General features: G+C 70.1%; 24 protein-coding genes. 13 read left to right on the top strand and 11 right to left on the bottom strand.

The genetic code is table 11. From position 1 onward, the window contains the following. Positions 1-37: 37 nt before the first annotated feature. From QO010_RS15555 to QO010_RS15545, 3 genes are all read left to right on the top strand, one after another. Complete coding sequence (locus QO010_RS15555; protein WP_307350556.1) at positions 38-2374, top strand: FtsK/SpoIIIE family DNA translocase; 2337 nt, start codon at positions 38-40, stop codon at positions 2372-2374. Between the two features lie 328 nt (positions 2375-2702). After that, the gene (locus tag QO010_RS15550) at positions 2703-3350 is read left to right on the top strand and encodes a LolA family protein (RefSeq protein WP_307350555.1); all 648 of its coding nucleotides are present in this window, start codon (positions 2703-2705) and stop codon (positions 3348-3350) included. 331 nt (positions 3351-3681) lie between these two features. After that, entirely contained in the window at positions 3682-4488 is an 807-nt protein-coding gene (locus QO010_RS15545; RefSeq protein WP_307350554.1) for an exodeoxyribonuclease III, read from the top strand. Here the strand turns inward: QO010_RS15545 and QO010_RS15540 are convergent. The 4 genes from QO010_RS15540 to QO010_RS15525 are packed head-to-tail and all read right to left on the bottom strand — an operon-like array spanning position 4485 to position 6716. Beyond that, complete coding sequence (locus tag QO010_RS15540) at positions 4485-4898, bottom strand: type II toxin-antitoxin system VapC family toxin (protein ID WP_307350553.1); 414 nt, start codon at positions 4896-4898, stop codon at positions 4485-4487. The two genes, QO010_RS15545 and QO010_RS15540, sit on opposite strands and share 4 nt — an antisense overlap. Continuing rightward, positions 4895-5257 (bottom strand): DUF7662 domain-containing protein, encoded by a 363-nt coding sequence (locus QO010_RS15535; RefSeq protein WP_307350552.1) that lies wholly within the window; start codon positions 5255-5257, stop codon positions 4895-4897. Before QO010_RS15535 ends, QO010_RS15540 begins: the two co-directional genes overlap by 4 nt. A 55-nt stretch (positions 5258-5312) precedes the next feature. Then, entirely contained in the window at positions 5313-5999 is a 687-nt protein-coding gene (locus QO010_RS15530; protein ID WP_307350551.1) for a response regulator transcription factor, read from the bottom strand. A 45-nt stretch (positions 6000-6044) separates the two neighbouring features. Next, complete coding sequence (locus QO010_RS15525; protein ID WP_307350550.1) at positions 6045-6716, bottom strand: YggS family pyridoxal phosphate-dependent enzyme; 672 nt, start codon at positions 6714-6716, stop codon at positions 6045-6047. A 17-nt stretch (positions 6717-6733) separates the two neighbouring features. Between QO010_RS15525 and QO010_RS15520 the strand changes: the two genes are divergently transcribed. Next, positions 6734-7321, top strand: a complete 588-nt coding sequence (locus QO010_RS15520; protein WP_307350548.1) for a thiamine phosphate synthase — start codon at positions 6734-6736, stop codon at positions 7319-7321. Between the two features lie 193 nt (positions 7322-7514). On the opposite strand, the gene QO010_RS15515 is transcribed toward QO010_RS15520, so the two are convergent. Continuing rightward, positions 7515-7931, bottom strand: a complete 417-nt coding sequence (locus QO010_RS15515) for an NtrZ family periplasmic regulatory protein (RefSeq protein ID WP_307350547.1) — start codon at positions 7929-7931, stop codon at positions 7515-7517. A gap of 296 nt (positions 7932-8227) precedes the next feature. On the opposite strand from QO010_RS15515, the gene QO010_RS15510 reads away from it, so the two are divergent. The 6 genes from QO010_RS15510 to QO010_RS15485 all read left to right on the top strand — a co-directional run bounded on the left by QO010_RS15510 (position 8228) and on the right by QO010_RS15485 (position 15671). After that, positions 8228-8734, top strand: coding sequence for a DUF3576 domain-containing protein (locus tag QO010_RS15510; protein WP_370873768.1), 507 nt, complete (start codon positions 8228-8230; stop codon positions 8732-8734). Positions 8735-8886: 152 nt separating this feature from the next. Next, positions 8887-11469 carry a leucine--tRNA ligase gene (gene leuS / locus QO010_RS15505; protein ID WP_307350544.1) on the top strand — a complete coding sequence of 861 codons (2583 nt, stop codon included), beginning with the start codon at positions 8887-8889 and terminating at the stop codon, positions 11467-11469. Positions 11470-11481: 12 nt separating this feature from the next. Continuing rightward, positions 11482-11985 carry an LPS assembly lipoprotein LptE gene (gene lptE, locus QO010_RS15500; RefSeq protein WP_307350543.1) on the top strand — a complete coding sequence of 168 codons (504 nt, stop codon included), beginning with the start codon at positions 11482-11484 and terminating at the stop codon, positions 11983-11985. Between the two features lie 7 nt (positions 11986-11992). Beyond that, positions 11993-13042 carry a DNA polymerase III subunit delta gene (gene holA / locus QO010_RS15495; protein ID WP_307350542.1) on the top strand — a complete coding sequence of 350 codons (1050 nt, stop codon included), beginning with the start codon at positions 11993-11995 and terminating at the stop codon, positions 13040-13042. A gap of 348 nt (positions 13043-13390) precedes the next feature. Then, entirely contained in the window at positions 13391-14155 is a 765-nt protein-coding gene (locus QO010_RS15490) for an AraC family transcriptional regulator (protein ID WP_307350540.1), read from the top strand. Between the two features lie 94 nt (positions 14156-14249). Further along, entirely contained in the window at positions 14250-15671 is a 1422-nt protein-coding gene (locus tag QO010_RS15485; protein ID WP_307350539.1) for a S41 family peptidase, read from the top strand. Here the strand turns inward: QO010_RS15485 and QO010_RS15480 are convergent. The 4 genes from QO010_RS15480 to mnmG form a co-directional block, all read right to left on the bottom strand. Further along, the gene (locus tag QO010_RS15480) at positions 15658-16530 is read right to left on the bottom strand and encodes a ParB/RepB/Spo0J family partition protein (RefSeq protein ID WP_307350537.1); all 873 of its coding nucleotides are present in this window, start codon (positions 16528-16530) and stop codon (positions 15658-15660) included. The two genes, QO010_RS15485 and QO010_RS15480, sit on opposite strands and share 14 nt — an antisense overlap. 34 nt (positions 16531-16564) lie before the next feature. After that, positions 16565-17353: a ParA family protein gene (locus QO010_RS15475; RefSeq protein ID WP_307350803.1), complete on the bottom strand. Its 789-nt coding sequence runs from the start codon at positions 17351-17353 to the stop codon at positions 16565-16567. A gap of 25 nt (positions 17354-17378) precedes the next feature. Further along, positions 17379-17945 carry a 16S rRNA (guanine(527)-N(7))-methyltransferase RsmG gene (rsmG, locus tag QO010_RS15470; protein WP_307350535.1) on the bottom strand — a complete coding sequence of 189 codons (567 nt, stop codon included), beginning with the start codon at positions 17943-17945 and terminating at the stop codon, positions 17379-17381. A gap of 176 nt (positions 17946-18121) precedes the next feature. Continuing rightward, positions 18122-19975 (bottom strand): tRNA uridine-5-carboxymethylaminomethyl(34) synthesis enzyme MnmG, encoded by a 1854-nt coding sequence (mnmG, locus tag QO010_RS15465; protein WP_307350533.1) that lies wholly within the window; start codon positions 19973-19975, stop codon positions 18122-18124. A 152-nt stretch (positions 19976-20127) separates the two neighbouring features. On the opposite strand from mnmG, the gene QO010_RS15460 reads away from it, so the two are divergent. Next, positions 20128-20475 carry a hypothetical protein gene (locus QO010_RS15460; RefSeq protein ID WP_307350531.1) on the top strand — a complete coding sequence of 116 codons (348 nt, stop codon included), beginning with the start codon at positions 20128-20130 and terminating at the stop codon, positions 20473-20475. Positions 20476-20744: 269 nt separating this feature from the next. Here the strand turns inward: QO010_RS15460 and QO010_RS15455 are convergent, their stop codons facing one another. Next, positions 20745-22913, bottom strand: coding sequence for a TonB-dependent receptor domain-containing protein (locus tag QO010_RS15455; protein WP_307350530.1), 2169 nt, complete (start codon positions 22911-22913; stop codon positions 20745-20747). Positions 22914-23031: 118 nt separating this feature from the next. Here QO010_RS15455 and QO010_RS15450 point away from each other — a divergent pair, with 118 nt between their 5' ends. Together QO010_RS15450 and QO010_RS15445 are read left to right on the top strand one after the other, a co-directional pair. Beyond that, positions 23032-23418, top strand: a complete 387-nt coding sequence (locus QO010_RS15450; RefSeq protein WP_307350529.1) for a BlaI/MecI/CopY family transcriptional regulator — start codon at positions 23032-23034, stop codon at positions 23416-23418. Further along, a complete protein-coding gene (locus QO010_RS15445) occupies positions 23408-24904 on the top strand; it encodes a M56 family metallopeptidase (RefSeq protein WP_307350528.1) in 1497 nt (498 codons plus the stop codon). Before QO010_RS15450 ends, QO010_RS15445 begins: the two co-directional genes overlap by 11 nt. Positions 24905-24955: 51 nt before the next feature. On the opposite strand, the gene mnmE is transcribed toward QO010_RS15445, so the two are convergent. Further along, positions 24956-26293, bottom strand: coding sequence for a tRNA uridine-5-carboxymethylaminomethyl(34) synthesis GTPase MnmE (mnmE, locus tag QO010_RS15440; protein WP_307350527.1), 1338 nt, complete (start codon positions 26291-26293; stop codon positions 24956-24958). Positions 26294-26295 lie beyond the last annotated feature (2 nt).

Genomic DNA, 26295 nt, shown 5'->3' with positions numbered 1-26295 from the left:
GCCAGGACTCGGAGGTTCAACGGTTTGGTGGCGGTAAATGGCGCGTGTAGCGAGGCGATCGGGAGCGGAGCTGCTGGCGGAAGCGGCGGTGCTGGCTTGGCGCGCGCCGACCACGGCCCGGTTCCGCGGCGGTCTCACCGTGGCCCTGGGCGTGGGCCTGGCCCTGTCGGTCGCCACCTACAACGCCGCCGATCCCAGCTTCAACGCCGCCACCGCCAAGGCCGCCACCAACGCCCTGGCCGGGCCCGGGGCCCTGCTGGCCGACCTGATGGTGCAGTCGCTAGGGCTTTCCGCCTGGATCGCCGCCGCCCTGCTGGTCGTCTTCGGCCTCTCCCGCGTGGTCGACACCGATCCGGATCGCCATCGCGGCGCCCTGCGCCGGCGGGCCGTGACCGGATTCGCCGCCCTGCTGCTGCTGGCCGGCGGCCTGGCCATCGCCCCCAAGCCGGCTGCCTGGCCGCTGGCCAAGGGGCTGGGCGGGTTCTGGGGCCAGGCGCTGCTGGACGGCCTGACCCGGCTCTTCGCCTTCGCCCACCTGCCCGCCGCCGGCATCATCGCCGCCGTGACGCTGCTGATCGCCGGGATCGCCACCCTGGGCTGGGCGGTCGGCTTCCGCCGGTCCGACCTCGACAACCTGGCCGGCAGCCTGGCCGAGCGCATGACCCGCCGGCCCCCCCCGAAAGCCGCCGAGCCCGCGCGCCGCGTCCGCAGGCCCGCCCCCCAGCGCGACGGCTCGGTCATCCCCCGCGATGTCGAGTTCGAGGCGCCCCCCGCCGCGCCCCTGGCCATCAAGGCCCCCAAGCCCGTCGCCCGGGCCGCCTCCTCCGACCGCGAACTGCGCGAGCGCCAGAAGAGCTTCGAATTCGTCGAGCCGGGCGGCTTCCGCCTGCCCGAACTGGCCATGCTGGCCAAGCCCAAGCCCCGCCAATCCGCCTTCGACGAGGAAGCCCTGCGCCAGAACGCCCGCCTGCTCGAAAGCGTGCTCTCCGAATTCGGCGTGCGCGGCGTCATCGACCAGATCCGCCCCGGCCCCGTGGTCACCCTCTACGAACTGGCCCCCGCCCCCGGCGTCAAGCACGCCCGCGTCGTCGCCCTTTCCGACGACATCGCCCGCTCGATGAGCGTCGCCGCCTGCCGTGTCGCCGTGGTCCAGGGCCGCAACGCCATCGGCATCGAACTGCCCAACGCCAAGCGCGAGACCGTCTATCTGCGCGATCTGCTGGCCGCCCCCGACTACGAGCGGGCCAGCCAGCTCCTGCCCCTGGCGCTCGGCGAAACCATCGGCGGCGAGCCCTATATCGCGGACCTGACCAAGATGCCCCACCTGCTGGTGGCCGGCACCACCGGCTCGGGCAAGTCGGTCGGGATCAACGCCATGATCCTGTCGATCCTCTATCGGCTCTCGCCCAGCGAATGCCGCTTCATCATGATCGACCCCAAGATGCTGGAGCTCAGCGTCTATGACGGCATCCCGCACCTGCTGGCCCCGGTGGTCACCGACCCCAAGAAGGCCATCGTCGCCCTGAAATGGACCGTCCGCGAGATGGAGGACCGCTACCGGCGGATGTCCAAGATCGGGGTGCGCAACGTCGCCGGCTATAACGAGAAGGCCCGCGAGGCCCTGGCCAAGGGCGAACATTTCGAACGCACCGTCCAGACGGGCTTCGACGACGCCGGCCGCGCCATCTACGAGAGCGAGAAGATCCGTCCCGAGCCCATGCCCTACCTGGTCGTGGTCATGGACGAGATGGCCGACCTGATGCTGGTCGCCGGGAAAGAGGTCGAGGGCGCCGTGCAGCGCCTGGCCCAGATGGCCCGCGCCGCCGGCATCCACCTGATCATGGCGACGCAACGCCCATCGGTCGACGTCATCACCGGCACCATCAAGGCCAACTTCCCCACCCGGATCAGCTTCCAGGTCACTTCCAAGATCGACAGCCGCACCATCCTGGGCGAGCAGGGCGGCGAGCAGCTGCTGGGCCAGGGCGACATGCTCTACATGGCCGGCGGCGGCCGCATCACCCGCCTGCACGGCCCCTTCGTCTCCGACGGCGAGGTCGAGGCGGTGGCCAAGTTCCTGCGCGACCAGGGCGAGCCGCAATACCTCGAGGAAGTCACCGCCGGCGGCGATGATGAGGACGGCGAGGGCTCGGGCGGCGGCTATGGCGGCGAGGGCGAGGCGGGCGATCTCTACGACCAGGCCGTCGCCATCGTCACCCGCGACCGCAAGGCTTCGACCAGCTATGTCCAGCGGCGCCTGCAGATCGGCTACAACCGCGCCGCCTCGCTGATCGAGCGCATGGAACGCGAAGGCGTGGTGACCGCCGCCAACCACGCCGGCAAACGCGACATCCTGGCCCCGCCGCCGCCATAGCGGACCACGCCGCTTCCGCCTCGCAAGCTGTCAGGTGGGATTTTGGGGTCGCTTCGCGACAGGAAGATAAGTTCAAAGAAGAAGAGCAAGCGACAGCGGCTCGCTGGATGCGCCGCAGGCTGTCTTTCGGATTCGATTGCCTGCGGCGCTTCGGAGATGTCTCGGCCGCTTACCCTTCTTCTTCTACCTTCTCTTCCTTCCCGCGAAGCGGCTTAATCCCACCTCGAAGCGCCACGGCATTCGCCCGCCACCCATTTTCCGGGCGCCTTTTCGCCCCCTCCGCGCGTTAGCTTGCATCCGAAGGCCAAACCGGAGACACCCCGCCTCTATGAACCGAGACCTTTCCCGCCGCGCCCTGCTGGCCGCCGGCGCCGCCCTGGCGACCCTCCCCACGTCGGCCCTCGCCGCCCCGACCAAGGCAGCCCTCGCCCCCGTCGACCAGGCGCTGGTCGACCAGGCCGTGGCCTATCTGCAAGGTCTCAGCGCCGCCCAGGGCCGGTTCCGCCAGACGGACAGCCGCGGGACCCAGACCACCGGCCGCCTCTGGCTGCAGCGGCCGGGCCGGGCCCGCTTCGCCTATGACCCGCCGTCCGGCCTGGTGCTGGTCTCCGACGGCCGGGTGGTCGCCCAGACCAACACCCGGCTGAAGACCACCAGCCGCGTGCCCCTGGCCGCCACGCCGCTGGCCCTGTTCCTGGCCAAGGACATCCGCCTGGATCGCGGCGTGGTGATCACCGAGGTCAGGCGTTTCGGCGACGGCTTCTCGATCGTCGCCCGCGACGGCCGCAAGCAGACCCCGGGCCAGATCGAACTGCGGTTTTCCGACAGCCCGCTGGCGCTGACGGGCTGGACCATCATCGACAACCAGTCCCGGGCCACCCGCGTCGAGCTGATCGACCTGCAACGGGTCGGCAGCCTGGACGGCAAGCTGTTCGTTGTCCCGCCGCCCCCCAAGGCGGCCACAGCCAGGCCATAGGCGGACCGGCGGCTGTTGCGTGTTCGCTACAGGCAATAAATCTTGGATTTGTTATTGACGTTTACCGGTCTGAGTTGCAATAATGCCACTTAGAACGACGGATGCGTCCGACCTCGCGCCCGTCCGGAAAATCCGTGCCGGAACCTATCCCCTCCCGGCCGCGGCATGAGAGACCACTTTTTAAGCCGCCCGGGTGCTCGCCAGCACCCGGGCGTTTTCTTATCTTCCCCTCCTGGGGGAAGCGACTCGTCGCGAAGCGGCGAGCGGAAGGGGGCTCCATCCACGGGTTAGGGGGCTTCCTCCCCGGACCAATCAAAGCTAACCCACCCCCATGCGCCTGCGTCTCGCCACCTGGAATATCAACTCCGTCCGCCCGCGCGGCGACCTGATCGGCCGCTTCGTCGACGAGGTCGCCCCCGACGTCCTCTGCCTGCAGGAGATCAAGTGCCAGAACGGCGAGTTCCCCGTGCAGATGTTCGCCGACCTGGGCTTTCCCCACCTGCGCATCGCCGGCCAGAAGGGCTGGCACGGCGTCGCCATCGCCTCGCGCCTGCCGATCGAGGACGCGCCCAAGCTCGACGTCTGCCGTGAAGGCCATGCCCGGGTCGTCGGGGCGAAGATCGCCGGGGTCGAGATCCAGAACTTCTACATCCCGGCCGGCGGCGATGTTCCCGATCCGGCGGTGAACCCCAAGTTCGCCCACAAGCTCGACTTCTTCGCCAGGCTCACCACAGAGATGGCCAAGCGCGATCCCAAGGCCCCGCTGATCGTCACCGGCGACCTCAACGTCGCCCCCGGCGAGTTCGACGTCTGGAGCCACAAGCAGATGTCGAAGATCGTCAGCCACACCCCCGTCGAGATCGCGGCGATGGAAGCCCTGAAGGCCTCGCTCAGCTTCATCGACGTGCCGCGCGAGGCCATCCCCGAGCCGCAGAAGCTGTTCTCCTGGTGGAGCTACCGCGCCCTGGACTTCCGCGCCTCCAACCGCGGCCTGCGCCTGGACCACATCCTGGCGACGCCGGGGCTGCGCGACAGTGTCTTCCACGACGGCAAGGCCCTGTCGCGCGTCCACGACGACGTCCGCGGCTGGGAAAAGCCCAGCGACCACGCGCCGGTGACGGCGGATTTGAAGGTCTAGCAGGCCAGGGCTTGCATGTGCCCGGCCTCACCATAGGCCAGCAGCAGCCGGTCACGGGTCATGAGCCGGTAGCCCTCCTGTCGGGCCGTCGCCGCCATAATCCTGTCAGCGGGATCGCGGGGCGGATCGCCGGGCAGGAACGAAGACTGGACCAAATGTGCGGGCGCAAGCGGCGCGGCCTTCAACCCCGGTAAGGCCACGAGCCGTTCGTACCAATCGAGCGGCTGGAGGGTAAGGGCCAGCCTGCCCTTGGACACCAGCTGGCCCACTTCCCAAGCCGTGAAAGGCGAGACGAGGGTCGGAACGCCACGGCTGAAGGCTTCGGCCAGCGCAGCCATCGCCTGATCGCTGATCGGGTCGCCTTCAGCAACCCAGATCGCTGCGCAGGTATCCAACAGGATGGGTGTCACTCGGAGAGCGAGCCCCACTCGGAATCGGCCGGCTCAGTCAGATCGACGCCGGGCATGACCCGAACCATCCCCGCCAACGCACCGAAGGCCGGGTGACGACGCTCCGACGGATTGCCGCCCGTAGTCTTGCGAAACACCACATGACCGTTGTCGATATCGATCTGTTCGGCGCGATAGCCCGCGCGGAGCCAGGCCTGGGCGTTGACGTGACCGGTGGGATTATTGCTCCACCAGGCCTCATGCTTGCGGGCGGAGGGCGGCAAAGGCTGGCCGATGATCGCTTCCACGTCCGCGAACGACAGCGAATGAACGTCCTCGGGGGTCTCGCGCAGGAAGTTTTCAAGCGGAACGTATTTCATAGGAACTTCCTTTCCTGAGATAGGAAGTTACGCTCGTTGCGCCGTTCCGTCAAACCTACGGCTGCAGCCGGTACCCGCCCGCTTCCGTCAGCAACAGCCGCGCATTGGTCGGATCCGGCTCGATCTTCTGCCGCAGCCGATAGACGTGGGTTTCCAGGGTGTGCGTCGTGACCCCGGCGTTGTAGCCCCAGACCTCGGTCAGCAGCTCTTCCCGCGACACGGCCTTGGAGCCGGAGCGGTAGAGGTATTTGAGGATGTTGGTTTCCTTCTCGGTCAGCCGCACCTTCTTGGCCTTGTCGTCGACCAGCAGCTTGGAGGAGGGCCGGAACTCATAGGGGCCGATGCGGAACACCGCGTCCTCGGAGGCCTCGTGGCTGCGCAGCTGGGCGCGGATGCGGGCCAGCAGCACCCCGAAGCGGAAGGGCTTGGTGACATAGTCGTTAGCCCCGGAATCCAGGCCCAGGATGGTGTCGGAATCGCTCGAAGCCGCCGTCAGCATGACGATGGGGGCGGTGACCCCGCCCTTGCGCATCAGCCGGCAGGCCTCGCGCCCGTCCATGTCGGGCAGGTCGACGTCGAGCAGCACCAGGTCGGGACGGACCTCCTTGGCGAGGCGCACGCCCTCGCCGGCGGTCTCGGCCTCGACGGCGGAGAATTCCTCGTGCAGCTGCAGCTGTTCGGCCAGCGCGCCGCGCAGGTCGTTGTCGTCGTCGATGATCAGCAGAGTCTTACGTTGCGCCATGTCCCGACCATGCACCGCTTCGCCGTCCCACGCCAACTCCTGCGCTCAACCGCGCGTTCCAAATAGCGCGCTGCCCACCCGCACGCTGGTGGCGCCGAACCGCACCGCCGTCTCGAAGTCGGCGCTCATGCCCATGGAGAGGCGCTCGAGGCCGTTGCGGCGGGCGATGGCCGCCAGCAGGGCGAAATGCGGCCCGGCCGCCTCCGCCTCGGGCGGGATGCACATCAGCCCCTCGATCTGCAGGCCGAACTCACCCCGACAGGCGGCGATGAAGGCGTCGGCCTCGGTGGGAATGACCCCGGCCTTCTGCGGCTCCTCGCCGGTGTTGACCTGGACAAAGAGGCGAGGGCCCCCGCCGGCCCTTTGGATCTCGTCGGCCAGAACGGCGGCCAGCTTGGGGCGGTCCAGGGTCTCGATGACGTCGAACAGGGCGACCGCCTCGCGGGCCTTGTTGCTCTGCAGGGGGCCGATCAGCCGCAGCTCAAGACTGTTCCGGCGGGCTCCCCAACGGTCCTGCGCCTCCTGCACCCGGTTCTCCCCGAAAATCGTCTGACCCGTGGCCAGCATGGCGGCGATGCGGTCTTCCGGCTGTTGCTTGGAGACGGCGACCAGAGTCACATCCCCGGGCGCCCGGCCCGAAGCGGTCGCGGCGGCGGCGATCCGGTCCAGGACGGCCTGGCGGGCGGCGGCGATGGAGGCCTGGAGTGTCGCGGTCACGGACGAATCTGCAGCGTTTGTGGGAAATCGCCCTCTCCCTAAGCCTCGCCGCGCCTGGGCGGAAGGGCCTGCCGCCCCTGCTCTTCCTCACCGATCCCGAACGGACGCCCGATCCGGAAGGCGTCGCGGCCCAGCTTCCCGCCGGGGCAGGCGTCGTCTTCCGCGCCTTCGGAGCCGCCGACGCCGTGGACCGGGGCCAGCGCCTGGCCGCCATCGCCAGGGACCGGGGCCTGACCCTGCTGGTCGGGGCCGACGAAGCCCTCGCCACGGCCTGCGGGGCCGACGGCCTGCACCTGCCCGAACGCGCCATCGCCGAGCTGCCGGCCCTGAGGGCGAAGCATCCCGGCTGGCTGTTTACCGCCGCCGCCCATTCCGCCGAAGCCCTGCAGGCCGCCGCCCAGGCCGGCGCCGATGCCGCCCTGCTCTCGGCGGTATTTCCCAGCCAAAGCCCCTCGGCCGGCCCGCCCCTGGGCCAGCGCCGGTTCGCCGCCCTGGTCCGCCAGGCGGGACTGCCGGTCTATGCGCTAGGCGGGGTGAATACGAAAACGGCCCCGCGCCTGTTGGCGACCGGGGCCGTGGGACTGGCTGTGGTGTCGGGGATCTGAGACGCCGTCCCCGATATTCCTCGCCCCTTGGGCGAGGTGGCGGCGAAGCCGACGGAGTGGGCTCTTGGGAGCACACGGGGTTTCAGGATTGAGCTCTTCCGGAGTGGGCGTGCTTGAATCTGTGTGCGGGCTGACAGAGCCCACTCCACCACTTCGTGGTCCCCCTCGCCCAACGGGCGAGGAATAGCGGAGTCTAGAACTTGAACGCCGTCTCCAGCCGGACCCGCGGCGCCTCTTCCTTGTTCGGCGGCTTGCGGACGACCTCGTCGCGGCTGGAGCCCACGCCCACGCCGGCTCCGACGCGCAGCTGCGGGGTGACCTTGAACCAGGCGCCGGCCTCGACGTCCTTCAGCTGCAGGTCGCGGCTGGCGGGCTGGTCGAGATCCAGGGAAAGGCCCCAGCGGCCCTTCTTGGTGTCGAACTGCAGGGTCTTGCGGGCGGCCAGCGGGCCGAACTGGCCGGCGCGGGGATCGAAATCGCCCTTGACCGTGAAGGCGTCCGGCGTCAGCGGCGCCGCCGGCTTGGCGCGCACGCTCTCGGCATGGGCGGCGCTCGCCACGCCCATTGCCGCGAAAGCGGCCAGACCGATCCAGAAACGCTTGGTGCGCATAGCGCCTTTAAACCCCATCCCCTCCCATCATCCGCCTTTTCACGGCGGTAGTTGGGCGTTGAGAAGAAATAAACGCACCGCCGGCCCTTTGGTCAATGTGACAGAAGGTGTTCGCCTTGAATCCACCGTGATTCCCGGCTCGCCTGTGGCGCGAAGGTCACGAGATTCCTGTTTGGAGCCTTGGCGGCCATGATGTAGACCGGCGCGCAACGGATCAGGCCCTTGTTTAGACACAGGCCTGGGCGCAAACACGCCGGGGGCGTGCTGGGCGCTAAAAGGCATTGGAGCGGACGAGAATGCGGTTTGGGCGTGCCTCTATGGGGCGGAATTGGGCGCGGGTCGCCGTGGTGGCAGTGACGGCGCTGAGCCTGACGGGGCTGGCGGCGTGCGGGACCACGGGTCCGAAGGCCGACAAACCGAAGAGCGGCCTGTTCGGCCTGGGCCGCGACAAGCCCAAGACCGGCGGCCCGGCCCAGATCGGCGTCAACGGCTATCTGTGGCGCGCCAGCCTGGACACCCTGGCCTTCATGCCCCTGGCCTCGGCCGATCCCTACGGCGGGGTGATCATCACCGACTGGTACAGCAATCCCGAGACGCCCAGCGAGCGCTTCAAGGCCACCGTCTATATCCTGGACACCCGCCTGCGCGCCGACGGCCTGAACGTCACCATCTTCAAGCAGGTGTCCGACGGGGCCGGCGGCTGGGTCGACCAGCAGGCCTCGGCCCAGACCGAGACCGATATCGAGAACGCGATCCTGACCCGGGCGCGACTTCTCAGGCTGGCCAACGTCAACCAGCCCTGATCGAGAGCGTGTCAGGCGAAGTGCTTGCGGTTCGCCGCCCGGACACGCTCCACCTTGAAAGACCGCCGACCCCTCTCGGGGTCGGTGGGGCTAGCAAAGGGGACAGGGCAGACCGCCTTTCCCTTTTCACTGAGCCGAAGTAGACCCAGGCCATGGTTCGCTACAATCCGAGAGACACTGAGCCCAAATGGCGCGCCGCCTGGGCTGACGCCGGCACGTTCACCGCCTCCAACGCGGACGACGGCCGGCCGAAATACTACATTCTGGAGATGTTCCCCTATCCGTCGGGGCGCATCCATATGGGCCATGTGCGCAACTACACGATGGGCGACGTGGTGGCCCGCTTCAAGCGCGCCCAGGGCCACAGCGTGCTGCATCCGATGGGCTGGGACGCCTTCGGCATGCCGGCCGAGAACGCCGCCATGGAGCGCGGCGTCCACCCCAAGGGCTGGACCTTCGAGAACATCGCCGCCATGCGCGAGCAGCTGAAGCTGCTAGGCGTCTCCATCGACTGGTCCCGGGAGTTCGCCACCTGCGAGCCGGCCTATTACGGCCAGCAGCAGCGCTGGTTCCTGGCCCTGCTGAAGCGCGGCCTGGTCTATCGCAAGGAGGCCCAGGTCAACTGGGATCCGGTCGATCACACCGTGCTGGCCAACGAGCAGGTCATCGACGGCCGCGGCTGGCGCTCGGGCGCGGTGGTGGAAAAGCGCAAGCTGACCCAGTGGTTCCTGCGCATCACCGACTATGCCGACGCCCTGATCGACGGCTTAAGCACCCTGGACCGCTGGCCCGACAAGGTCCGGCTGATGCAGGAGAACTGGATCGGCCGCTCGACGGGCCTGCGCTTCAGGTTCGGCTTCGAGGGCGCCCCGCCCGTCGGGCTGGAAGACGGGCTGGAGGTCTACACCACCCGGCCCGACACCCTGTATGGCGCAAGCTTCGTGGCCATCGCCCCCGAACACCCCCTGGCCGAGCAGCTGGCCGCCGCCAGTCCGGAGGTGGCCGCCTTCGTCGCCGCCTGCCGCCAGGGCGGCACCTCGGAGGCCGAGATCGAGTCGGCCGAGAAGCTGGGCTACGACACCGGCATCCGCGTCGTCCATCCGTTCGACCCGAGCTGGACCCTGCCGGTCTGGATCGCCAACTTCGTGCTGATGGACTATGGCACGGGGGCGATTTTCGCCTGCCCGGCCCACGACCAGCGCGACCTGGACTTCGCCCGCAAATACGCCCTGCCGGTCAAGCCGGTGGTGCTGCCGCCGAATGCCCATCCGGCCACCTTCATGATCGGCTCGGAGGCCTATACCGGCCCCGGAACCATCTTCAATTCCGACTTCATGGACGGGATGGGCATCGAGGCCGCCAAGGCCGCCGCCGTCGCGCGGATGGAAGCCCAGCAACAGGGCCAGGGCGCCACCGTCTACCGCCTGCGCGACTGGGGCATCTCGCGCCAGCGCTATTGGGGGACGCCCATCCCGGTGATCCACTGCCAGGCCTGTGGCCTGGTCCCGGTTCCCGACGACCAGCTGCCGGTCGAGCTGCCCGAGGACGTCACCTTCGACCGGCCGGGCAATCCGCTGCTGCGTCACCCGACCTGGCGGTTCGTGAGTTGCCCCAGCTGCGGCGGGGCGGCCGAGCGCGAGACCGACACCCTGGACACCTTCGTGGACTCCAGCTGGTATTTCGCCCGGTTCGCCAACCCCGACGCCCCCGGCCCCATCGACAAGGCCGCCGCCGACCGCTGGCTGCCGGTCGACCAGTATATCGGCGGCATCGAGCACGCCGTGCTGCACCTGCTGTACGCCCGCTTCGTGACCCGCGCCCTGAAGGACGAGGGCATGCTGAGCGTCGCCGAGCCCTTCGCCGGCCTGTTCACCCAGGGCATGGTCACCCACGAGACCTATCTGAGGCGCCAGTCCGAACGGCCCGAATACGTCGAACCGGCCGAGGTCGAGCTGGCGGCCGAGAAGGGCGTGCGCGTCGCCAAGCTGAAGGCCACCGGCGAGGCGCTGGACATCGGCGACGTCGAGAAGATGTCCAAGTCCAAGAAGAACGTCGTCGCCCCCGAGGACATCTTCGACGCCTACGGGGTCGACGCCGCGCGCCTGTTCGTGATGTCCGACAGCCCGCCCGAGCGCGACGTGCAGTGGAGCACCGGCGGGGTCGAGGGAGCGGGGCGTTTCGTCGGCCGGGTGTGGAATGAGTTCGATGTCGAGCCGCCCCCCGCGGCGGATCAGGACGCCGAGCGCTCGGACGCCCTGCGCCGGGCGACCCACAAGCTGATCAAGGCGGTCACCGAGTCCATCGAGGGCTTCAAGTTCAACAGCGGCATCGCCAAGCTGTACGAATTCCTGAACATCCTCAAAGGCTTCCCGGCCACCGACGGCGCCGTGTCGGCCGCGCGGGGCGAGGCGCTGTCGGCCTTCTGCCGGCTGATCGCCCCCTACACCCCCCACCTGGCCGAGGCCTGCTGGGAGCGGATGGGCGGCGAGGGCTGGGTGGTCAACGCCCCCTGGCCGGTCTTCGACCCCGCCCTGGCCGCCGACAGCGAGCTGGTCCTGCCCGTGCAGGTCAACGGCAAGCGGCGCGGCGAGGTGCGGGCCGCCGCCGGGACGCCGGAGGCGGAGGTTCGCGCCTTGGCTCTGGCGGACAGCGGCGTATCGGTTCACCTTGCGGGCCTGACCGTGCGCAAGGTGATCGTCGTGCCCGACCGCATCATCAACATCGTTGCCAACTAGGGCGAACTGACCATGCGGCTTCCCGCCTTCCTGATCGGCCTGACCCTGGTCGCCGCCCCGCTGCTGGCCGGCTGCGGTTTCACGCCGCTCTACGCCACCCCCGGCCTGGCCCCGGCCCTGTCGGGGATCGAGACCATCGCGCCGGAAGGCCGGCTGGGCGCCCTGCTGCGCGAGCAGATGGACGACGCCGTGGCCCGCGACCGCTCGGCGCCGGCGACGATGCGGCTGGAGATGAGCCTCAAGCAGGTCCGCACCGCCCGTGGCCGGCGCATCGACAACGTCGCCACCCGTTACGAGCTGGTGGCCACCGCCGACTGGCGGCTGACCTCGCTGGCCGACGGCCAGGTGGTGCGCACCGGCCAGACCCGGGCCGAGGTCACCGTCGATTCCACCGACCAGCCCTACGCCGCCGTCGCCGCTCAGCAGGACGCCGAGAGCCGCCTGGCCGGCGAACTGGCCCGGCGCATCCAGCTCGACATCTCCACCTGGCTCTACCGCCAGAAGACCGGAAGCTGAGCCTCAGGTGATCCTGTCAAAGCGCCCCGAGGTCGAGCGCTTCCTGAAAGGTCCGCCGGACAACATCCGCGCCTGCCTGCTCTATGGCCGCGACCGGGGCGGGGTGCGCGAGCGGGCCGACGCCCTGGCCCGGACCATCACCCCGGTCATCGACGATCCCTTCAACGTCGCCATCCTCACCGAGACCGATCTCGATTCCGCCGGCACGCTCGAGGGCGAGCTGACCGCCATCTCGATGATGGGCGGCCGGCGGCTGGTGCGCCTGCGCCTGACCGGCGACCGCGCCGCCCCCGACAAGACCGCCGCCGAGGCCCTGACCCTGCACGCCGACGGCAAGCTCAATCCCGACGCCTTCTTCCTGATCGAGGCCGGGGGGCTGGGCCGCGAGTCCGCTCTGCGCAAGGTCGCCGAGAAGGTCGCCGGCTGCGCCTGCATCCCCTGCTACGAGGACGAACACGGCGATGTCGCCCGCCTGGTCCGCGAGGCCCTGGTCGGCGACCGGGTCGGGCTGGACGCCGCCGCGCTGGAGCTGTTCGTGAACCGCCTGCCCAAGGAGCGCGGCGTCGCTCGCCAGGAGATCGAGCGCCTGGCCCTGTGGCTGGGCCCCGGCAGCGGCCGCACCGCCACCGCCGCCGATCTGGAGGATTTCCTCGGCGTCGAACCGGAAGCCTCACTGGCCGACGCCGCCGTCGACGCCTTCGGCGGTCGGTTGGGCGCCGCCCAGGCCGGCCTGAGACGCGCCGCCGCCGAGGGCGAAACCGGCCCGCCGGCCGTCCGGGCCATGGGCATGCACCTGGCCAGACTGCGCCGCACCCTGACCCTGGCCGGCAATGGCGCCAGCCTGCAGGAAGCCGCCAAGGCCTCCGGCGTGTTCTGGAAGACCGAACGCGAGTTCCTGCGCCAGGCCCGCGCCTGGACCCTGGAAACCCTCTCGGCCCTGCAACCCGAAGTCCTCAACGCCGACCGCGCCTGCAAACAGACCGGCTCCCCCGACCACCTGATCGCGGAACGCCTGGCCCTGACCATCGCGGGGCGGGCGCGGCGGCTGGGACTGTGACGGCTCCCGACAGGTGCGCTGGCGCGGCGAGGTGGGGTTAAGCCGCCTTCGGCGGGGAGGAAGAGGAGTTAAGAGGAGAAGAGTAAGGGGCCGTGTTCGAAGGATCGCCTGCGCCTGGGCCACATTCGAACAGAGTAATTATTGAGGCGCAGAGCGCCTCCAGAAAGATTGCGACGCTTTGACGGCCCAGGCTCGATTCAGCGCCGTCGCTCGCTCTTCTCCTCTTAACTCCTCTTCCTCCCCGCGAAGCGGCTCTCTTTCCGTAGGCGACGGGTGAGCCCTGCGCCTCGGGTTTCCCCGTCGGCCAACGACGCAATCCCGCCCTAAACCCATGATGGCCTGACCCGCATGGCGACGATCCGGCCCCCAGGCAGTCGACTGAGCCGCTGGGCGCCCGGCGCGGTGATGGGCGCCCATGCCCACGCCGCCGCCTCGCTCTGCTTTCTCATTGAGGGCGGCTATGCCGAGGAGACCCTGGGCCGGCGCACCGACCATCGCCCCGGCGACCTGCTGGCCCTGCCCGGCGACACGCCCCACGCCCAGCAGATCTCGGCCGCCGGCGCGCTGAAACTGATCCTGGCGCCCAGCGAGGCGGCCATCGACATTCTTCAGGCTGAACCCGACTTCGCTCAGGCCCCCGCCCTGCGCTCGGAAACCGTCGCCGCCCTCGGCCGCCGCCTGGCCCGCGAACTGGCCGAGCCCGACGACTTCAGCCCCCTTGTCCGCGAGGGCCTGGAGATCGAGGCCGCCGCCCTGTTCTGCCGCGGCCTGCGCCGCGAGCGCCTGCCCGCCCCGCCGCCCTGGCTGAAAGCCGCCCGCGACCGCGTCGTGGGCCAGCTCGACGCCCCCGCCAGCCTCGACGAGGTGGCCCGCGCCGTCGGCCGCCACCCGGCCCACCTCGCCCGGGCCTTTCGCCGATCCTACGGAACCAGCCTGGGCGAATACGCCCGCCGCCAGCGCCTGGAGACGGCCGCGCGGCTGCTGCGCACCGGCGCCATGCCGCTGGCCGAGATCGCCCTGACCTGCGGCTTCCACGACCAGGCCCACCTTTCCCGGGCCTTCAAACTGGCCTTCGGGCAGAGTCCGGCGGCCTGGCGGCGGCTGTTCGTCTGAAGCCCTTCCCCCGCTGGCGGGGAAGGACTGGGCGCATACAAACCACGCAACGCCCATACAAGACGCGCCCCCGCAGGCGCACCATCCTCTCCCCATGAAACGCCTCCTACTCGCCGCCGCCCTGGCCCTGACGCTCAGCGGCCCCGCCCTGGCCGCCGGCTTCGACCGCGCCGCCTGGCAGGCCGACTTCGTCTATCTGAAGACCGAGCTGGAGGGCTCCTACTCGCACCTCGCCTGGATGGCCTCGCCTCAGAGCGGCATAGACCTGCCGGCCCTCAACCGCCGCGCCGAACGCCAGCTGGCCAAGGCGACCAGCGACGCCGAAGCCGCCGACGCCATCCGCGCCTTCGTGGCCGGCCTGCATGACGGCCATCTCTCCGAGTTGCCGACCCTGAAACCCGCCCCACCCGCCGATCCCCCAGCCAAGCGCGACCTGACCCGAGACGACGCCCGCACCGGCTGCGCGGCCCTGGGGTATGCCCACCGGACAAGTGTCGCCTTCTCGGCGCCCTTCGAGGGATTGGCGGGGTTCCGGCTGCTGGAGGGCGACCAGGTGTTCCGCGCCGGCCTGCTGCCCTTGCCGGACGGGCGGACCCTGGGTTTCGTCCGCATTCCCCGGTTCCGGGGCGCGGAATTCCCCGAGCTCTGCCAGCAGGCCTGGGCGGCGATCCTGGCCAAGGGTGAGACGCCCAGCCGGGGCGCCATCGGCGACCGGATGGACGACCTCTTCCTGCAGGCCCTGGCCGCGCGGCTGAAATCGCTGGAGGCGGCGGGCGCCGTCGCCCTGGTCGTCGATATCGGCGGCAACGGCGGGGGCAACGACCTGGGCGACTGGGCGGCGCGGCTGTTCACCGACAGGCCGGTGAAGTCCGCGCCGCTGCTGATGGTCGATAGCCCGGTCTCAGTCGGCTATTTTGATGAACAGATTGAAGGGCTTAAGGCGGCCAAGCCCAGCCCGGCCGTCGACGCGGCCCTCAAGGCCTTCGAGGCCGGCAAAGCCGTGATCGGAAAGCAAAAGGCCTGCAGCCGAAATTGGGTCTGGCGCGAACAGCGGGCCTGGGGTGCGGATTTGGACTGCGCTGGGCTGCTGAGCGCAGGTTTTGCCAGCGGCGCCAGTCAGGCCATCGACCCCGAACCGGCCCTCTACTGGCCCATCGTCGCCCAGCCCTATGCCGGGGCCTGGACCGGGCCGGTCTATCTGCTGACCAACAGCGGCACGGCCTCGGCCGCCGAGATGTTCGCCGCCGTCATGCGCGACAACGCCATCGCCCGGACCATCGGGGCGAAGACCTCGGGCCTGGGCTGCGGCTTCATGGGCGACGGCGAGACGGCGGTTCTGCCCAATTCGCGCCTGCGCTTCCAGATCCCCAACTGCGTGCGGCTGCGGGGCGATGGGACCGACGAGGTGGCGGGGATTTCGCCGGACCTGCCTATTCTCCCTGCCGAGGGCGAGTCCGAGGCGGCGAGGGCCTGGCGGATCGTGCGGACGATCGCGGGTGATCTCAGCCGCGGGTAAGCCGCCGGCAGAGATCGTCCAGCTGTTCCAGCGTCTCGTAGGCGATGCGGATTTCGCCGCGGCCGCCCTTGTCGAGGATCTCGACGCCAAGCCCCAGCACCTCGGAAAGATCGTTTTCCAGCGACAGGGTGTCGGTGTCCTTGCCGCCCGGCTTGAGCCGGCTGGGGCGGGGAGCGCCGCCTTCGGTCGCCGAGCGCTTGGCCAGGGACTCGGTCTCGCGGACGTTCAGCCCCTTGGCGACCACCTGCCTGGCGAGCGCCAGCGGATCGGCGGCGCCGACCAGGGCGCGGGCGTGGCCGGCGCTCAGCGCGCCTTCGGCCAGCAGGGCCAGGACCGGTTCGGGCAGGCTGAGCAGGCGCAGGGCGTTGGCCACGTGCGGGCGGCTCTTGCCGACGACCTGGGCGACGGCGTCCTGGGTGCGGCCGAAGCGGTCGATCAGGGCCTTGTAGCCCTGGGCCTCCTCGAGCGCGTTGAGATCGGCGCGCTGGACGTTCTCGATGATGGCGATTTCCAGGACCTGCAGGTCGTCCAGCTCGCGGATCACCGCCGGAATCGCCCGCAGACCGGCCCGTTGGGCCGCCCGCCAGCGCCGTTCGCCCGCCACCAGCTGGTATTCCCCGGTCACACCGGGGGCCGGCCGCAGCAGGACCGGCTGCAGCACGCCCTTTTCGCGCACCGACTGGGTCAGCTCCTCCAGCTCGGCCTCGGCAAACTGGCGGCGGGGCTGGTCGGGGTTGCGGCGGATCAGTTCCAGCGGGATCTCGCGGCCGCCGGCGGCCTGGTCCTCGCCGCCCTCGGCTTCCGTCTCGCCCAGCAGGGCCGACAAGCCCCGGCCCAAACCCCTGCGTCCTTCAACCATCTTTTAGTCCAGTCAAATCAGAGTGATATAAATATTACGCAGCAACCCGCCGGCGCTCGCGCTCGCGGCCGACGACCTCGCGGGCCAGTTTCAGATAGGCCTGTGAGCCGGCGCATTTGAGGTCATAGATCAGCACCGGCTTGCCGAACGACGGCGCCTCGCTGACCCGGACGTTACGGGGGATCACCGTCTCATAGACCTTGTCGCCGAAATGGCTGCGCACATCCTTGGCCACCTGTTCGGAGAGGCTGTTGCGGCGGTCGTACATGGTCAGCACCACGCCCTGGATCTCCAGGCGCGGGTTGAGGCTGCCGCGCACCATCTCGACGGTGCGCATCAGCTGGGTCAGGCCTTCCAGGGCGAAGAACTCGCACTGCAGCGGCACGAACACCGCGTCGGCGGCGGTCATGGCGTTGACGGTCAGCAGGTTCAGCGAGGGCGGACAATCGATCAGGACGTAGCTGTATTTTCCGGACGCCCGCAGCACCTCGAAGGCGTCGCGCAGGCGGTAGGAGCGGCGGGCGGCCTGGCCTAGCTCCAGCTCCACCCCGGCCAGGTCGCCGTCGGCCGGCACCAGGTCCAGGCCGGGGAGGGCGGTGCGGACGGCGGCCTCGGTGAGCGGGGTCTCGCCCATCATCACGTCATAGAGGCTGACCTTGCGGTTCTGGCGCGGCACGCCCAGGCCCGTCGAGGCGTTGCCCTGCGGGTCGGCGTCGACCAGCAGCACCCGCTCGCCGACCGCCGCCAGGGCGGTGCCCAGATTGATGGCCGTGGTGGTCTTGCCTACCCCGCCCTTCTGGTTGGCCACGGCCAGGACGCGCATGGCAGGCAGATCCTGGGTCGGCAGGCTATCGGACACGGGAAAGTCCTCTGATTTCAACGACATGACCATCGGGATTGCTGAGGCTCGGGGTCAGCGACGCCTCGAAGCGCCAGGTCTCGCGGGCCAGCTCGAGCTCGGCCGGCGCGTCCTGGCCCTTGAGGAAGAGGCCGGTGGCGCCGCGCTTCAGATAGGGCTCGGCGAAGCCCAGCAGCTTTGTCATCGGCGCCAATGCGCGGGCGGTGACCACGTCGACCGACAGCTTGAAGCTTTCAGCTCGGGCGTTGTGGACCTGGGCCGGCAGGTCGAGGGCCTGGACGACCTCGGAAAGGAAGCGGCAGCGCTTGGCGAGGCTGTCGACCAGGTGGACCTGGGCGCCGGGAGTCTGCTTGAGAAGTATGGCCAGTATGACCCCCGGGAAGCCGGCGCCGGCGCCAAGGTCCGCCCAGGTCAGGGCTTGCGGGGCGTGGCTGAGCAGCTGGGCGCTGTCGAAGGCGTGGCGGGGCCAGAACTGGGCGAGCGCCGATGGGCCGACCAAGTTCATCTTCTCGTTCCAGGCGGTGAGCAGGGCGAGATAGGCGGCCAGGTCGGCCATCTGGGCGTCTGTGGCGTTGGTGGCAGTTTGGAAGGTTTGGGCGTCCGTGGGCGGGAGCCCCCCTCGGCCCTCCGGGCCACTCCCCCCAGAGGGGGGAGAGAGGTCGCGCAGTAACCCTGCTCCCCCTCTGGGGGAGCTGTCGCGAAGCGACTGAGGGGGCTCATAGGGCTCAGGCATCAAGCGGCCCGAACCCGACGGGCATGGGCCAGCAGGGCCGTGATCGCCCCGGGCGTCACCCCCTCGATGCGGGCCGCCTGGCCCAGGGTCAGGGGCCGGACCGCCGACAGCTTCTCGCGGATTTCGTTCGAGAGCCCGCCCACCGCGCCATAATCCAGTTCGGCCGGAAGCCGCAGGTCTTCGTCCCGCCGGAAAGCGGCGACATCGGCCAGCTGGCGATCCAGATAGCCCGCATAGCCGGCGTCGATCTCGACCTGCTCGCGGATTTCCGGGGCCCAGTCGCCGATCTGCGGCCACAGGGCCTGCAGGGCGGCGAAGTCCACGTCGGGGAAGGCCAGCAGCTGGAAGAGGTCGCGGCGCTGGCCATCGGCCTTGACCTTTAGCCCGACCTTTTCGGCCTGGGCGGGGGTCAGGGTGAGCGACCGGGCCATTTCCCGGGCCTCGGCCAGCCTGGATTGTTTCACGTGAAACACTTTGTCGCGGCCATACCCGACGCAGCCGAGAGTAATTCCTTTACCAGTGAGTCGCTGGTCGGCGTTGTCCGCCCGCAGGGTCAGGCGGAATTCGGCCCTACTGGTGAACATCCGGTAGGGCTCGGTCACACCGCGGGTCACCAGGTCGTCAATCAGCACGCCGATATAGGCCTCGTCGCGGGCGAAGCTGGCGGGCTCGGCTCCCGAGGCGGCCCGGGCGGCGTTCAGCCCCGCCACCAGGCCCTGGGCCCCCGCCTCCTCATAGCCGGTGGTGCCGTTGATCTGGCCCGCCAGGTAGAGGCCCGGCAGCCGCTTGACCTCCAGGGTCGGATAGAGCTCGCGCGGGTCGACATAGTCGTATTCGATGGCGTAGCCGTAGCGGCGGACCGCGACGTTTTCGAGCCCGGGGATGGTGCGCAGGAACAGCGCCTGGGTCTCTTCCGAGACCGAGGTCGAGACGCCGTTGGGATAGACGGTGTCGTCGTTCAGGCCTTCCGGCTCCAGGAAGATCTGGTGGCTGGTCTTGTCGGCGAACCGCACCACCTTGTCCTCGATCGAGGGGCAGTAGCGGGGGCCGCGCCCCTCGATGCGGCCGCCATAGACGGCCGATTCGCTGAGGCGCTCGGCGATGATCCTGTGGGTCTCGGCGGTGGTGTGGGTGATGCCGCACTGGATCTGCGGCACCTCGATCCGGTCGTTGAGGAAGGAGAAGGGGATCGGGACCGCATCGGCCGGCTGCATCTCCAGCCGGTCCCAGGCGATGGTCGAGCCGTCCAGCCGGGCCGGGGTGCCGGTCTTCAGCCGACCCATGGAAAGGCCCAGGCCGTAGAGGCGGTCCGACAGCCCGATAGCCGGGGCCTCGCCGACCCGGCCGGCCGGGATGCGCTTGTCGCCCTGGTGGATGACGCCCTTGAGGAAGGTGCCGGTGGTCAGCACCACCCTGGGCGCGGCGTAGGTCCGGCCGCTGGCCCCGACCACGCCCGTGACCCCGCCGTCCTCGATGACCAGGTCCTCGACCGCATCGGCCAGGATGTCGAGGTTCGGTTGCTCGGCGAGCGCCGCCTGCATGGCCTCGCGGTAGAGTCGGCGGTCGATCTGGGCCCGGGGACCGCGCACGGCGGCGCCCTTGGAGCGGTTGAGCATGCGGAACTGGATGCCGGCCTTGTCGGCCATGCGGCCCATCAGCCCGTCCAGGGCGTCGATCTCGCGGACCAGATGGCCCTTGCCCAGCCCGCCGATGGCCGGGTTGCAGCTCATCTCGCCGATGGTGTCGAGCCGGTGGGTCAGCAGCAGGGTGCGCGCGCCGAACCGCGCCGCCGCGGCCGCCGCCTCGCAGCCGGCGTGACCGCCGCCGATGACAATGACATCCCAGTTGGACATGGCCTGAATGTGGGCTCGACGAGACAAACGACAACGCCCCCGGCGGGCGGGGGCGACGGGTTAGTCCTATAGCGCAAAAGGGGAGGGGCGTCGATTCAGACCTCGCCTTGAGCTAGGCTGGCGGCATGCGGTTTCACGTGAAACACCCTGGGATGCGGTTCGCCCTCCTGTTGCTGCTGGCCGGCTGCGCGTCGGCAGCCCCCAGCCCGCCGCCGGCCGATCCGTTCGCGGTGGGCGGCCCCTTCAGTGCGGGGCCGGAGAACTGCCAGGCGCGGGGCGGACGGATCGAGATCGCCAAGGGCGAGCGCCGGGTCTGCCGGGTTCGGCTGCCGGACGCGGCCAGGACCTGCACCGACGGCGGCCAATGCCTTTCCAAGGTCTGCGTGGCGGACACGCCGCTCATGGCGCCGCCGGACGGGACCTGCGCGTTCAGCAATATCAACACCGGCTGCTTCACCCAGCTGACGGATGGCAGGGCGCGGGAGATCTGCGTGAACTGAGAGCGCGCCTCCTCTCCTCTTCGAGGAGAGGTCGACTCTGAGCGCGCGAGCGCGAAGAGCGGGTGAGGAGACAACCAGCGGCCACGTTTCGGGCGAAACACCCTAGCGCCGGCGGCATGCTGAACCGCCGCAAGCCTCCCCCTCCGTGGGACGCCGCCTTCGGCGTGTCCCTCGCTCCCCCTCGCAAGCGAGGGGGAGAGGCGCTGTGCTTCACGTGAAACATGACGCCCTCCCCCGGGATGATGAGAAACGGGGGAGGGCGCTCCGGCCTACTGCGTCGGGGGGGTTATCCCGCCGCCGTAGTCGAAGTTCGGCTCGCGCGGCTTGCCGCCGGCGAAGGTCCAACTCAGGCCGATCATCACCTGCCGGGTGTCGAACCGGGTCCGGACACGGTCCTTCAGGATTGGCGTGCCGAGGGTCAGGCGGTCGCCGAAGGTTCCGAACAGGTCCTGGGCGGTGAGCACGAAGGCGAGCTGGTCGGTCAGCCTGCGGCGGTAGCCCAGATTGACCCCCGCCATGGGCTCACCGAGGCCCTGGGACGTCAGGCGCTTGCCTTGGGCGAAGACATTGAGCTGGACCAGGTCGTCCGGGCTCGCCTGCCAGTTCAGATTGCCCCGCCCGCTGACGGCCCAGATCGACCGGGTGGGCGGAAAGCCCGGGCCGAAGCTGTCCAGTTCGATCCGGGCGACCGTGCTGCTGAGATTGTAGGTCAGGCTGGGGCTGAACCGCCCGGTCGCCACCAGCTCCACCCCCAGGCTGCGGCTGTCGGCCAGGTTCTGGCGGGTGGCCAGGAAGACGCCGCCGCCCAGGCTGGCTGCCACATCGGCCACGCCGCCCTGGTTCTCGCGATAGAACAGGGTGGCCAGGTAGCGGCTGGGCCCCCGGCGCAGCTCGTAGCCCAGCTCGAAGGAGTCGGTCTGCTGGGGGCGCAGGTTCGGGTTGCCGGACCGGTAGTTCACCGGGTCGACCATGAAGCGGAAGCTGTTGTAGTCGAACGGATTGGGCCGCTGGATGCGGCGGCTGTAGCTGGCGGTGACGGTCCGGCTGTCGTCCAGCTTCCAGGCCAGATGCAGGGTCGGATAGGCCTTCAGGTCGCTGCGGCTGTCGAACCGGCCCTGGGTGATCTGGGCCAGATCCAGCTGGGTCCGCTCCAGGCGCAGCCCCGCCAGCACGGTCAGGGGGCCCACCGGCCGCTCGTAGGTGGCGTAGGCCTGGCTGAGGGTCTGCCTGAACCGGTAATGGTTGGTCAGGGTCAGGTCCGGGGTCAGGGCGCCGGGCGCGGCGCCCTTGAAGCCGCGATTGACGTAGTCGTTGTCGTCCCGCTGGATGTCGAAGCCCAGCTTCAGGGTGACGCCGTCGCCCAGTGGCCGGACCAGGTCGCCCTTGAGGTCCAGCTGGGTGAACAGGTTGTCGATCCGCTGCTGGTCGAAGGCGTCGGGACCGGCGGGCAGCTGATACCGGGTCTGGCCGCCCCGGACCCGGTCGTCATTGGTGGCGTCGTAGGTGAAGTTCAGGGTGAAGAGGCCGCCCTCGTCGTCCAGCTTGCGGCGCAGGGAGGCGCCCAGCTGGCCGTTCACCCGCTGCTGGTGGACATTGAGGATGCGGACAAACTGGCTGACCGGCAGGCCGGTGGGGTCGGCCCCGGCCCAGTCCGCCTCCGACTGCAGCCGAAAATCGGTCAGGCTCAGGCGCGCCTGCAGGCCCAGCCGCGTGCGCGCATCCAGGTCGTAGTCCAGGCCCGCCCGGCCCGAGAGGTTCTGGGGCTTGAACCGCGAGACCTGGTCCTGGGTCGTGTCGTCGAAGCCGCCGGGGACAAGGCGCTGGCGTTCCTCGTGAAGCCACAGCAGCTGCCGGTCGCGCCGATACGCAGCGTCGCCGGTGAAGCTGAGCCTGTCGCCGTTGAACCCGACATTGCCCCCCAGGATTAGCCGGCCGGCGTCGCTGGCCGAGATCCGGGCCGAGCCGGTGGCGCCCATGCCCTGGGCCTTCTTGGTGATCAGGTTAATGACCCCGGCCGAGCCGTCGGGGCTGAACTCGGCCGAGGGGTTGGTGATGACCTCGACCCGCTCGATCTGGCCGGCCGGCAGCTGCTGCAGCGCCTGGCCCTTGTTGTCGCCCTGGAACTGGGTGGAGGGCTTGCCGTCGATCAGGATGGTGACGTTGCTGTCGCCCCGCAGGCTGACATTGCCCTGGACGTCCACCTCCACCGAGGGGAGGTTGCGCAGGGCGTCGGCGATGGAGCCGGACTGGGCCTGCAGGTCGCCCGAGACGCTGTAGCTGCGCCGGTCGATGCTGGTGGAGATGGCGGGTTTCTGGGCCTGGACGACCACGCCGGCGACGTCGGTGGACTGGGGCGCGGGCTTGGGCGCCTCTTCCGCAAGGACGGCCACGGGTGCGGCGGTGGCGAACAGCGCCAGCAGCAAGAGACGGTTCCGCACAGGTCTTTCCTCCGAGCCGGGCTGGCTGTAGGCTCGGAATACAGACGTATTCTCGATTGGAATACACGTGTATTATCTGTAATGCGGAATTTGCCGCCGATTGTGAGAGGATCGCGCCATGAAAATTTCAGGCGCCGAGAGCCAGGTCATGGACGCCCTTTGGCGGCAGGGGCCGCTGACGGTCGACGGCGTGCTGGCCCAGGTGGGCGAGGCGCACGGCTGGCAGGTGGGCACGGTCAAGACCCTGATCACCCGCCTGCTGCACAAGGGGGCCATCGAGGGCCGCCGCGAGCCCGAGGGCTACCGCTACCACCCCTTGGTCAGCCGGGCCGACTATGTGCAGGGCGAGAGCCAGAGCCTGGTCGACCGGCTGTTCGGCGGCGAGGTCGCCCCGCTGGTCGCCCATTTCGCCGAGCACCGGGCCCTGTCGCCCAAGGATATCAAGCTGCTCCGGCAGCTGATGGCGGAGCTTCCCGAAGAAGAAGGCGGGGCCGATGACGAGTGACCTGCTCCTCTGGATCAACCTCGCCGTCTCGGCCGCCGTGCTGACGGTCCTGGCCCTGCGCCTGCCGGTGCGCCGGCTGTTCGGCGCCCGAATCGCCTATGGCCTCTGGGCCCTGGTTCCCCTGGCCGCCGCGGCCGTGCTGGTTCCGGCCAGGATGGTGAGGGTCATGCAGGCGCCGCTGAGCGCCGCCCCGGCGACCGCCTGGCTCGAGTCCGCCGAGGCGGCCTCGGCGCCCGCGTCCGGGTTCGATCCGGTTCTGCTGCTGACCGGGTTCTGGCTGGCCGGCGCCCTGGCCAGTCTCGCGTATCTGGCCTGGCGCCAGAGACAGTTCGGCCAGGCCATTCGCCAGGGCGCCGCCGGCCCGGCCGTGGTCGGCGTCCTGCGGCCCCGGGTGGTGACCCCCGCCGATTTCGCCACCCGCTACACCGCCCGCGAGCAGCAGGTGGTGCTGACCCACGAGGCCGCCCACATCGCCCGCCAGGACTGCCGCATCAACGCCCTGATGGCCCTGGCCCGCTGCCTGAGCTGGTTCAATCCGCTGGTCCACCTGATGGGCCACTATCTGCGGATCGACCAGGAACTGGCCTGCGACGCCCAGGTGGTTGCCCTCCACCCCAACGCCCGCCGGGCCTACGCCCAGGCCATGCTCAAGGCCCAGCTCGCCGCCCGGCCCCTGCCGCTGGGCTGCTACTGGCCGGCGCCGGCCGCCCATCCCCTGGCCGAGCGGGTCCGCCTGCTCGCCCGCCCCACGCCAGGTCCCGGCCGCCGGCTGATGGGCGCGGCCCTGGTGGCCCTGGTCGCCCTGGCCGGCGCCGGCGCCGTCTGGGCGGCCCGGCCTGCCCAGGTCGTGATGGTCCCGGCCGAGCCGGCGCCCATGGCCCAGGCCTCCACCCAGGCCAAAAGCACGCCGACAGCCCCGGCCAGGCCCGCCGCTCCGACCCCAAAGCTCCAGGCCGCCGCCCAGCCCATAGCGCCTGAGCCGGCGCCTACGCCTACGCCGCCCGACCAAAGCCCGCGCGCCGCGCCCCCGCAGATCATTCCCGCCGCCGTCACCATGGTCGAGCGGCCGATGCCCGAACGGTTCGACCCCAACCACCGCTTCGGCGCCGCCGCCCGGCGCTCGGCCGTGGCCCCGGGCTTCGCCGTGCGGGTGCTGGCCGAGATGACTGACCCGGAAGGGATACTGCTGACCACCGACATGACCGCCTACGGCTCTCAGTCGCGCTTCCGCACCGGCTGGTACTGGAACAAAGGCAGCCGCTATTCCCTGTTCACCAGCGTCGTGCAGCGCGGCGACCGTTTTCTGGTGACGGCCAGCCTCAACAAGCGCTTTGAGGCCGAGGTGTCGGGGAGCATCTGGCTTGCGGACGGCCAGGCCGGGGAGATCACCCTGCCCAACGGCCTGAAGGTCCGGGTCCGGCCGACCCTGCGGCCGGAAACGCCTGACGAAATCGCGGCCGGGCGGGATATCCAGCGCCGCACCTAGCAGTGTTTCACGTGAAACCTACTTTCCTCCCCGCGAAGCGGCGGAGGAGAGCTACTTCCCGATACAGAAGCTGGCGAACACCCTGTCCAGCACGTCCTCGACATCGACCCGGCCGGTGACCCGGCCCAGGGCGCGGGCGGCGAGGCGGACGTCTTCGGCGGCCAGTTCGACCTCGGTCTGGGCCAGGGCCCGGTCCAGATAGAGCCGCGCGGTCGTCAGGCTCTCGGCATGTCGCAGCCGGGTGGCGGCCGGCAGGTCGGCGCCGGAGAGGGCTGAGATCACCCGCTGCTCGATGAGCTTTTCCAGCGCCTCGAGGCCCTGGCCGTCCGTCACCGAAATCGCCAGCTGCTGCAGGCCGCCGGCGCGGGCATGGTTCTTCAGCGGGCCGGTGAGGGGGCTGGGGCCAAGGTCGGCCTTGGTCCGGACCAGCAGGTCGCCGGGGCGGCCCAGGCCCGCCGGATCTTCCCAGTCCCCGCCGCCGGCCCCGTCGACCAGGATGAGGCGCAGGTCGGCCGCCTCGGCCCAGGCGCGGGCGCGGCGCACGCCCTCCTGCTCGATGGGGTCCGCCGTGGCCCGCACCCCGGCGGTGTCGGCCAGCAGCACCTTGTAGCCGGCCAGGACCAGCGGGACCTCGATGATGTCGCGGGTGGTGCCCGGGATTTCGGTGACGATGGCGGCGTCGCGGGCGGCCAGGGCGTTGAGCAGGCTGGACTTGCCGGCATTGGGGGCGCCGACCAGGGCGATGCGGTAGCCTTCGCGGACCTTGCGGCCCCGGTCGGCGCCGGCCAGGGCGGCGTCCAGGTCTTCCAGCAGCTTCGTCAGCCCGGGGCGGGCCCGGGCGGCGACATCCTCGGGCAGGTCCTCGTCGGGGAAATCGACCGCCGCCTCCAGCACCGCCAGGGCCTCGACCAGGATGTCCCGCCAGCTGTCGTAGCGGCGGGAGAGCCCGCCCTCGAGTTGGGCCAGGGCCTGCCGCGCCTGGCTGGCGGTCTCCGCATCGACCAGGTCGGCCACCGCCTCGGCCTGGGCCAGGTCCAGCCGGCCGTTCTGGAAGGCCCGGCGAGTGAATTCGCCCGGCTCGGCCAGGCGCAGCCCCAGGGCTGCCAGGGCCTCGATGGCCGCCTCGACCACGGCCGGGCCGCCATGCAGCTGCAACTCGGCGCTGTCCTCGCCGGTGTAGTTCGCGCTCCCCGGCATCCACAGCACCAGGGCCTCGTCGAACACCGCCCCGGCGGCGTCCTTCAGCCGGCGCACCGAGGCGCGGCGCGGGAAGGGCAGTTTGCCGGACAGGCTTTTAAGCGCCTCACCCGTGGCGGGGCCGGACAGGCGCACCACCGCCACCGCCGCGCGGCCGGGCGCGGTGGCCGGGGCGAAGATGGTGTCGGTCATTT

The organism is Caulobacter ginsengisoli, from assembly GCF_030814835.1.
GTDB classification, from domain to species: Bacteria; Pseudomonadota; Alphaproteobacteria; order Caulobacterales; family Caulobacteraceae; genus Caulobacter; species Caulobacter ginsengisoli.
Note: the sequence above shows the minus strand (reverse complement) of the source record. Positions and strands in the feature narration are given on the sequence as shown.